The following is a 6,329-nucleotide window of genomic DNA, read 5'->3' as shown; positions in this document are numbered from 1 at the left end:
CACGCGGCCACGCAGCTCGCGGGCCGACCACAGCGGATTGGCCAACTTGAGATAGTCGTCCGGCAACAGTGGGGTGGTGATGCGCTCGGCGACCGAGCGAAGTGCGTGCCAACCGGGATGCCGCTCGGCACCGGCCGGGGTGGGTCGGACGGTGTCGGCCAAGCGGGCGGAGACCTTGATTTCGTTCTTCGCCATGAAGGCTCCTGATCGCTGTGTCACGAGTTCCGGGCCGGAGTCTGGGGCCTGTCGGATCTAACCTACGGTACCGTAACTTACGGGGGCGTTTCTAGTGCTCAGAGCAATTCGAGCAGGAACGGCAGCTCCTGGGTGGCGTACCAGGCCAGGTCGTGATCCTGCGCATCGCCGACGGTGAGTTCGGCGTCTTCATCGCCGAGATCCGCCAGGTCAACCACCTCGACAGCAGCCGTGACGGCGGGTTCGGCCGCAGCGTTGTCCACGTAGGCGGCGATCACGTCGGCGACGCCGATCGGGCCGGCCAGCCGCACGACCGCATCATCGAGATCGGGCCGGGCCTTCGCGCCGTCGACCTCCGCGACGAGCACTGCACGCCGCAACGGAAGCCCGCCTGTCTGGTCCTCGGCAGCCAGCAGGCGCAGCGACGCCATTGCCGCCTCGCGCAGCGCGACCTCGGTGAGCTCGTCGTCATCGCCTTCTGCGTAGGACTCGCGCAACGTCGGAGTGACCGCGAACGCCGTGCCGCTCAAGGCGTGCATCGACTGATCGGCGACGAGGCGCTGCAGCATGGCCAGAGTCACCGGGATGTAGACACGCACTACGCGAGAGTAGCTGTCCTACTCACGGTCCCCCATCAACGTGGCGACATGGTCGTCGACGTAGGTCGACGACGATCGCGATGGCCGCTCGTACCCGTGGCTCAGGATCGGCCGCTCCGGCAGCTCCACCTTGGGGTGGTCGACCTCGTGGTAGTCGATGGTGGACAGCAGGTGGCTCATCATGTTGAGCCGGGCGTGCTTCTTGACGTCCGACTCGACGACGTACCACGGACTCTGGGGGATGTCGGTGTGCACCATCATCTCGTCCTTGGCCCGCGAATAGTCCTCCCACCGGTACACCGATTCGAGGTCCATCGGACTGAGCTTCCACTGGCGGACGGGATCGTCGAGGCGCGACTTGAACCTGCGCAACTGCTCGTCGTCGGACACCGAGAACCAGTACTTGCGAAGGAGGATGCCGTCCTCGAGGAGCATCTGCTCGAACACCGGCGTCTGGCGCAGGAACAGCGTATGTTCCTGCTGCGTACAGAATCCCATCACCTGCTCGACGCCGGCCCGGTTGTACCAGGACCGGTCGAACAGCACGATCTCGCCCTTCGCAGGCAGCTGCGCGATGTAACGCTGGTAGTACCACTGGCCACGCTCGCGGTCAGTGGGCGCCGGCAGTGCGGCGATCCGGGCCACGCGCGGGCTGAGGTACTCGGTGATGCGCTTGATGGTGCCGCCCTTGCCCGCGGCATCTCGCCCCTCGAAGATCACCGCGATACGAGCCCCGGTATGTCGCGCCCACTCCTGAAGTTTCACGAATTCCGTTTGGAGACGGAATAGTTCGGCCTCGTAGACGTCATTCGGGATCTTGGACTTCTTGGACTTCTTCGAGTCCTTCGCCGACTTGCTCTTGCTCATCGACGAATCGTAGTGCGAGCGGGCTTACTGCGCTGCCTCGCGCAATTCGTCGAGCGTCTCGCGCAGCAACGTCGGCAGCATGTCCACGTCACTCATCGCGTCACGGTCGGCGTTGATGCCGAAGTACAGCATGCCGTTGTAGGACGTCACGCCGATCGCGAGGACCTGCTTGTTCAACAGTGGCGGCACCGAATAGGTCTCCAGCAGCTTGGTTCCCGCGACGTACATCTGCTTCTGGGCACCGGGCACGTTGGTGATCAGGAGGTTGAACTGGCGCGCAGAGAAGCTGGTGGCAACTCGAGTTCCCATGGCGTGCAACGTCGGTGGCGCAAATCCGGACAGCGTCACGATGCTCCGCGCGTCGACGAGGCTCGCCGCGGTCGAATGGGATTCCGTCGCGTGGGCGATCTGCGACAGCCGCACCACCGCGTTGCCCTCCCCGACGGGGAGATCGATCAGGAACGGCCACACCTCGCTGATCGCCTGCCCCGGCCCCGCCACGTCCAGCTCCGCATCGGGATACACCGACATGGGGACCATCGCGCGCACGGTGGTCGTCGAGGTCACCGGTTCGCCGCGCGACATCAGCCAGTTGCGCAATGCGCCTGCGATCACGGCGAGGATGACGTCGTTGACGTCGCAGTCGTAACGCGACCGCAGCCTGCGGTAGTCGTCCAGCTGATGACTGGCGACGGTGAACCGGCGGTTGCGCGAGACGGTGGTGTTGAGCGGGCTGCTTGGCGCGGTGCCACGCGCCAGCGTTCGCGCGACGTCGGCGAACCGACGTCCAACGTCGACGAGTTGCCCCGTGTTGGTCACCGACTCCAAGACCGCGGACCGCACGGCCGCGAGCTGGGTACCGGGACGGGCGACGAACTCGCCGACGGCGCCGAGGACGAGTCTGGTGTCGCTCGGCTCGCGCGCCGGAATCCAGATGTCCTCGCCGAACTCGGGCGGCCTCTGCGTTCGGTCGGCGATGACGTGGCCGATCTCGAGTGCCGTCATGCCGTTGACGAGGGCCTGATGCGACTTGGTGTAGATCGCGATCCGGTTCTTGGCCAGCCCTTCGACCAGGTACATCTCCCATAGCGGGCGGGACTTGTCGAGCGGCCGCGATCCGAGCCGAGCGACGAGGTCCTGCAACTGGGCATCGCTGCCAGGAGACGGCAGCGCGGACCGGCGGATGTGATAGGTGATGTCGAACTCGCGGTCGTCGATCCATACCGGTCGCGCGAGGCCGAGGACCACCTCGCGCACCTTCTGCCGGTAGCGCGGAATCTGGGGCAGGCGCTGCTCCACGGTCTCGAGGAGGGTCTCGTAGCTGAGCCCGCTGCGCGGCTTGCGAAGGATCGACAGTGAACCGACGTACATCGGTGTCGACGTGTTCTCGAGGTGGAAGAACGACGCGTCGGGCGCCGACAGTCTCGTTGCCATGACGGCGTAACCTCCCCCCGGCTCAACGTCTGAACACCGTCACCGTATCCGGCGAATCTGGCATGCCGCATCACGGGTGCTCGGCAGTGTCCTCGGACCGTGGGATCATTGATGCATCTGCGACTCTCCAGCAGATGTCGTCCTTTTCGCCCCGACCGCTGGAGAACAACCGTGACCGCATCACGCATGCCGATTCAACGCACCTCATTCACCTCGCCGGTCGTGGACTACGAGCCGCCGCCCGTCGGGGCATTTCCGGTGAGTGCGTGCCCGCCGCCGTCGCCGGCCGCGCTGCACCGGCACACCCCGCGACCGTTGCGGTCGGTACCCGCCGTCGCGGCTGCCAGGGCGCGGCCCCACGAACTCCTACCACCGCGCGCTGCAGCCGTTTTCGCCGACGCCGCGCTGCGCCGGGTCCTCGAGGTGACGGATAGACGCCGTCCCGTGGTGCAGCTTCGGCCACTCCTCGCTCCGACACTCTTCGATGCCGTTGCCAGTCTCACCCGGACCACCTCGCCGGAGGGTGCTGCCGTCCTGCGACGGGTGCGACTACGTTCGGCGGCCGTCGTCGACGGCGAGGCAACTGCCGCAGAGGTGTTCGCGACCTATACGCGCGGCCGGCGCGTGCGCGCCATCGCCTGCCGAGTCGAACTCGTCAAGGGGCGCTGGCTCGTCGTCGCATTGCAGATCGGCTGAGGCCTGTCAGCCTCGGCGTGCCTTGGGGCCGCCACGGCTCTGCTTGCGAGCGGCTTCGCGTCGCTCCCGGCGGGATCCGCCGGTCGGGGCCGCGTGCCGGCCCCCACCGCCGCGCTGTACCTCTGCCGAACCATCCTCGGCTGGGCCGGAGTACGTCATCGGGGGGGCCTTCTCGTCGTCGATGCCCTTGACGCGCAAGGCCGGAACCGGCTGCGGAGCCCGCTCCTCGGTCGCGACCGATCCGTCGGCCTCGAGCTCGCGGGCCTTTGCGGCGGCGTCGGCGGCGAACTGCGCGAGGTTCGGCGGCGCGGCAGCGGCCCCGACCTGGGTCGAGGGAGCGGCGGGTGCGGCCTGAACCTGGGCGTTGAACAGCAACCCGACGGACTCCTCCTTCAACCCATCGAGCATGCCCTTGAACATGTCGAAGCCCTCGCGCTGGTACTCGACGAGCGGGTCGCGCTGCGCCATGGCGCGCAGGCCGATGCCCTCCTTGAGGTAGTCCATCTCGTAGAGGTGTTCGCGCCACTTGCGGTCGATGGTGGTCAGCAGCACGCTGCGCTCGAGTTGCCGCATGGCGCCCTCGCCACCGATCTCGGTCAACTCCGCTTCCCGCGCCGCGTACGCGCGGCGGGCGTCCTCGACGAGCGCGTCGCGCAACTCGTCGCGGGTCAGCTCGTCGGGCTCGCCGACGGTGTCGGAGTCGATGAGGTCGTGGTGGTCGATGCCCACCGGGTAGAGCATCTTGAGCGCCTCCCAGAGCGCAGCGAGATCCCAATCCTCCGAATAGCCCTCTGCGGTGGCGCCGTCGACGTAGGCGACGATGACGTCCTCGACCATCTGCTTGGCCTGTTCCTGCACGCTCTCACCTTCGAGGATGAGCCTGCGTTCGGCGTAGACCACCTTGCGCTGCTGGTTCATCACCTCGTCGTACTTGAGGACGTTCTTGCGGACCTCGAAGTTCTGCTGCTCGACCTGGGTCTGGGCGCTCTTGATCGCCCTGGTGACCATGTTGGCCTCGATGGGCACGTCCTCGGGCAGGTTGAGCCGGGTCAGCAACGACTCGAGGGTCGCGCCGTTGAAGCGCCGCATCAGCTCGTCGCCGAGAGAAAGGTAGAACCGCGATTCGCCGGGGTCGCCCTGGCGACCCGAACGGCCGCGCAGCTGGTTGTCGATGCGGCGTGATTCGTGTCGCTCGGTGCCAAGCACGTAGAGGCCGCCGACCTCGATCACTTCCTTGGCCTCCGTGTCGGCTTCGGCCTTGACCTGGGCCAGGGCCTCGTCCCAGGCGGCCTCGTACTCCTCGGCCGTCTCGACCGGATCGAGGCCACGGTCGCGCAGGCGCGTGTCGGCGAGGAAGTCGACGTTGCCGCCGAGCACGATGTCGGTGCCGCGGCCAGCCATGTTGGTGGCGACGGTGACGGCGCCGCGTCTGCCCGCCTCGGCGATGATGTTCGCCTCCTGCTCGTGGAACTTGGCGTTCAGCACGTTGTGCGGGATCCGGCGCTTGGTGAACTGCTTCGACAGGTACTCCGAGCGTTCCACGCTGGTGGTGCCGATGAGGACCGGCTGCCCCTTCTCATACCGCTCGCCGACGTCGTCGACGACGGCGATGTACTTGGCTTCCTCGGTCTTGTAGATGAGGTCGGACTGGTCGGTGCGAATCATGTCCCGATTGGTCGGGATGGAGGTGACGCCGAGACCGTAGATCTCGTGCAGCTCGGCCGCCTCGGTCTGGGCGGTACCCGTCATACCCGAGAGCTTGTCGTAGAGGCGGAAGTAGTTCTGCAGCGTGATCGTCGCCAGCGTCTGGTTCTCGGCCTTGATCTCGACGTGTTCCTTAGCCTCGATCGCCTGGTGCATACCCTCGTTGTAACGGCGGCCGACGAGCACGCGGCCCGTGAACTCGTCGACGATGACCACCTCGCCGTCCCGGACGATGTAGTCCTTGTCGCGCGAGAACAGCTCCTTGGCCTTCAGCGAGTTGTTGAGGTAGCTGACCAACGGCGAGTTGGCGGCCTCGTACAGGTTGTCGATACCGAGCTGATCCTCGACGAACTCGACCCCGACCTCGTGCACGCCGACGGTCCGCTTGCGGATGTCGACCTCGTAGTGGACGTCCTTCTCCATCAGCGGCGCCAACCGCGCGAACTCGACGTACCAGTTCGAGGCTCCGTCGGCGGGCCCGGAGATGATCAGGGGGGTCCGGGCCTCGTCGATCAGGATCGAGTCGACCTCGTCGACGACGGCGTAGTTGTGCCCGCGCTGAACCATGTCCTCGACCGTGTGCGCCATGTTGTCGCGGAGGTAGTCGAAGCCGAACTCGTTGTTGGTGCCGTAGGTGACGTCGGCGGCGTATGCCACCCGGCGCTCGTCCGGCGTCATCTGGGCCAGGATCACGCCGACGTCGAGGCCGAGGAAGCGGTGCACGCGACCCATCCACTCGCTGTCGCGCTTGGCCAGGTAGTCGTTGACCGTCACGACGTGGACGCCGTTGCCCGAAAGCGCGTTCAGGTAGGCGGGCAAAACACAGGTCAGCGT

5 protein-coding genes and 1 pseudogene are annotated in these 6,329 nt (G+C 66.5%); 1 reads left to right on the top strand and 5 read right to left on the bottom strand.

The genetic code is table 11. The annotated features are described in order from the left end of the window. From ACRDUX_RS32765 to ACRDUX_RS32750, 4 genes and pseudogenes are all read right to left on the bottom strand, one after another. Positions 1 to 195: pseudogene (locus tag ACRDUX_RS32765) on the bottom strand (ferredoxin reductase); the annotation flags it as partial. Between the two features lie 98 nt (positions 196 to 293). Further along, complete coding sequence (locus ACRDUX_RS32760; protein WP_526420338.1) at positions 294 to 794, bottom strand: DUF6912 family protein; 501 nt, start codon at positions 792 to 794, stop codon at positions 294 to 296. Between the two features lie 18 nt (positions 795 to 812). After that, the gene (gene ppk2, locus ACRDUX_RS32755) at positions 813 to 1,661 is read right to left on the bottom strand and encodes a polyphosphate kinase 2 (RefSeq protein WP_526420336.1); all 849 of its coding nucleotides are present in this window, start codon (positions 1,659 to 1,661) and stop codon (positions 813 to 815) included. A 24-nt stretch (positions 1,662 to 1,685) separates the two neighbouring features. Then, positions 1,686 to 3,095 carry a WS/DGAT/MGAT family O-acyltransferase gene (locus tag ACRDUX_RS32750; protein WP_526420334.1) on the bottom strand — a complete coding sequence of 470 codons (1,410 nt, stop codon included), beginning with the start codon at positions 3,093 to 3,095 and terminating at the stop codon, positions 1,686 to 1,688. 186 nt (positions 3,096 to 3,281) lie between these two features. Between ACRDUX_RS32750 and ACRDUX_RS32745 the strand changes: the two genes are divergently transcribed. Continuing rightward, positions 3,282 to 3,791, top strand: a complete 510-nt coding sequence (locus tag ACRDUX_RS32745; RefSeq protein WP_526420340.1) for an Rv3235 family protein — start codon at positions 3,282 to 3,284, stop codon at positions 3,789 to 3,791. A gap of 6 nt (positions 3,792 to 3,797) precedes the next feature. On the opposite strand, the gene secA is transcribed toward ACRDUX_RS32745, so the two are convergent. After that, a partial coding sequence (gene secA, locus ACRDUX_RS32740; RefSeq protein ID WP_526420332.1) for a preprotein translocase subunit SecA occupies positions 3,798 to 6,329 on the bottom strand: 2,532 nt, incomplete at its 5' end.

Source organism: Mycobacterium sp. (assembly GCF_050701675.1).
Classification (GTDB): Bacteria; Actinomycetota; Actinomycetes; order Mycobacteriales; family Mycobacteriaceae; genus Mycobacterium.
The sequence above is the reverse complement of the archived record's forward strand: the minus strand, read 5'-3'. Positions and strand labels throughout refer to the sequence as shown.